Here is a 2,447-nt window from a genome sequence, read left to right as displayed (position 1 = left end):
TTGAATTTCTTAACGGATTTAGAGGGATCTACCACATCAAAAGTGACCTCAGCCAGGTAGTAGTAGACTCCTGCGGGCAACTCATTACCCTCGTTATTACGGCCGTTCCACCCTATATAAATACCTTTGGATTGACCACTATTGGTCTCACTTCCTGATGTGGATTGATAGGTATAAACAGTGCCTCCCCACCTGTTGTAGACAGTGAATTTCACTGATTTAACGAAGCGGGCACATTTAGACGCATCCACGGGACCACATCCACCTGAGCCATCCTCTCCAATAATGGTATTACTGCCATACGCACTGAACAATTCATTACAATCATCACCATTTCCGGGAGTAAAGACATTAGGCAATTCGTAATAAGGACAGTTATCCACACAGAACACCTCACTAAATTCACTTTCATTGCCTGACCGGTCAATGGCCATCACCTTATAACAACCTTTAAAAGAGGAAAGGTTATCATGCACATATGAGGTATCTCTTACCTCGGCCAGCAATGAAAAATCATCGCTTGTGGTAGGCGCATAATAAAGCCTGTAAACCTGTATGTCATCCTGGCATTCGCCAACAAATTCTGTAGTCCAGGTGATCACGTTTTGAAATTCATTAAAGTTGCACGAACTCTGGGCCAGAAACTCTTCGCAGGTAAAGCCGTCTATAGACACCACCGGCTTACAGGGTGCAATAGAATCCGAAGGCTGAGCACACACCATTTGTGAGAAGTTGAGCAATGGCGAGGCTATTTCAGGGTTACCATATGTACCTTTCGTTAGCACCTTATAGCAATACACCTGATGATCAACCAGTGGTGTATTGTTGTATTGCCCCGAATCAATATATACAAAACCATTCTGCATTATATCTACCTCATCGATCAGTACCAGTTCATCATCAGTATCACCCTCAAGACCTCTGTAAATCAAATGGGTATTGTCCGGTGGAAGGGCAATGCTGTTTGACCACGGCACCTCTGCCTGCCAGGTGAGCTCTATTTTCTTGAATTGAGGAGTTGGCTCCAGCCAAACGGATGAGGCCACTGCTGACTGAACGGGATCCGCATCACCCGGTCCATTAGGCGCAATCAGTTGAATGCGGTAATTGTATACTTTCTGTGCCGTGTTTAGCCCTGTATCGGTAAACTCCAGCTTATTGGTTGTTGCCACATCTATCTGGCGGCTATGCACCTCCACAAGATTTCCACTTCCATTGAAGCCTTCCGCCCTAAACACCTTATAGATATACGGACGTGGGTAAGTAGCTACATCAATTTCATACGGCTCTCGCCAGCCCACCAGTATCTGACCATCCGTTTCTCCTGTTTTAACAACCGACACATTGGTGATGATTGGTTCTTCTGCAGGAACAAATTCGAAACACACTTCATCGGAGACAATGCTTTCCCCTCCGGAAGGCTGTGGAAAGATCGCCAATATGCGGTAGCAGTACTTGGCTGCGGAAGCCAGCTTGGTGTCCTTATAGGAAGTGGCGTTCACAGGTAGTTCATCGATTAGCTGATATCCCGCATTCTCGCGTATACCCGTCTCGCATTCATCGGGGCTATAAGGGTTACTATCCACTCGCCTCCACACCTGAAGTATTTCGGCATTGCTACAGAAGTAAGGATTCCAATCCAATGTTATGCCTTGCCCGTCTTGTTGTATGGAAGTAACGTCCGGCTTGGGGCCAACAACGGTAATATTCCAGGTAGCAAAGCTCACCAGTTTAGGCCCTTTTTCCGGATTATCGGTGATCTTAAAAACAACCTGATAAGGCTGATCACGAATATCTACACACTCGGTATTCCAGGTAAAGCGTAATTCTGCCGGGGGAACAGATGGCTGGAAAGGGCCGTTTTGAGGATCAACAACAGCCCCAAGATCAAATACCTGTGAGAAAGCCTCGATCTTGACGTTATCACCGTCAGGGTCCGTACCAAAAATGATCTCATCTATGGTCTCCCCTGCCTCCACACAAATATCTTCCGGTATCTGCAATTCCGGTCTTTCGTTGTCACAATCTTCGATAATGATCTGCATATCGCGGGTTACAAACCCCAGCCGGAACCATTCACCATTGATCTTTCTAAATTCCCTTACCACAAAGGCAATATTATACTCGCCAACCGCTCCCGGAGCATTCCACTTCAGCTCTCCGGTTGTCGGGTTAATTGAAAAAGTGGGTTGCCCGTCAAATGTTTCATTCCCTCTGTTGTAATCATTATAAAATGACTGAGCGTTAGGCGCTACATAACCGTCCACTACTGTACCCACTTCTTTTTTGGGAACAACAAGTTCAAAAGAAATACTATCTCCGTCAGGATCGTAAGCGCCAGGGTTGTGAAAGAAGGCCACCCCGGTACATCCTCTGTCGATGGGTGGGATCAATAAAACCGGGGTATTGTTGCAACCCAGGAAGGGATCAATATTAATCTCTGTCTC

1 protein-coding gene is annotated in these 2,447 nt (G+C 46.2%); it reads right to left on the bottom strand.

The window, feature by feature from the left end:
• Positions 1-2,447 (bottom strand): T9SS type B sorting domain-containing protein (locus tag C900_RS10515; protein ID WP_040496458.1); only part of this gene is annotated, 2,447 nt, incomplete at both ends.

Origin of the sequence: Fulvivirga imtechensis AK7 (assembly GCF_000331535.1) — a bacterium.
In the GTDB taxonomy this organism is placed as follows: domain Bacteria; phylum Bacteroidota; class Bacteroidia; order Cytophagales; family Cyclobacteriaceae; genus Fulvivirga; species Fulvivirga imtechensis.
Note: the sequence above shows the minus strand (reverse complement) of the source record. Positions and strands in the feature narration are given on the sequence as shown.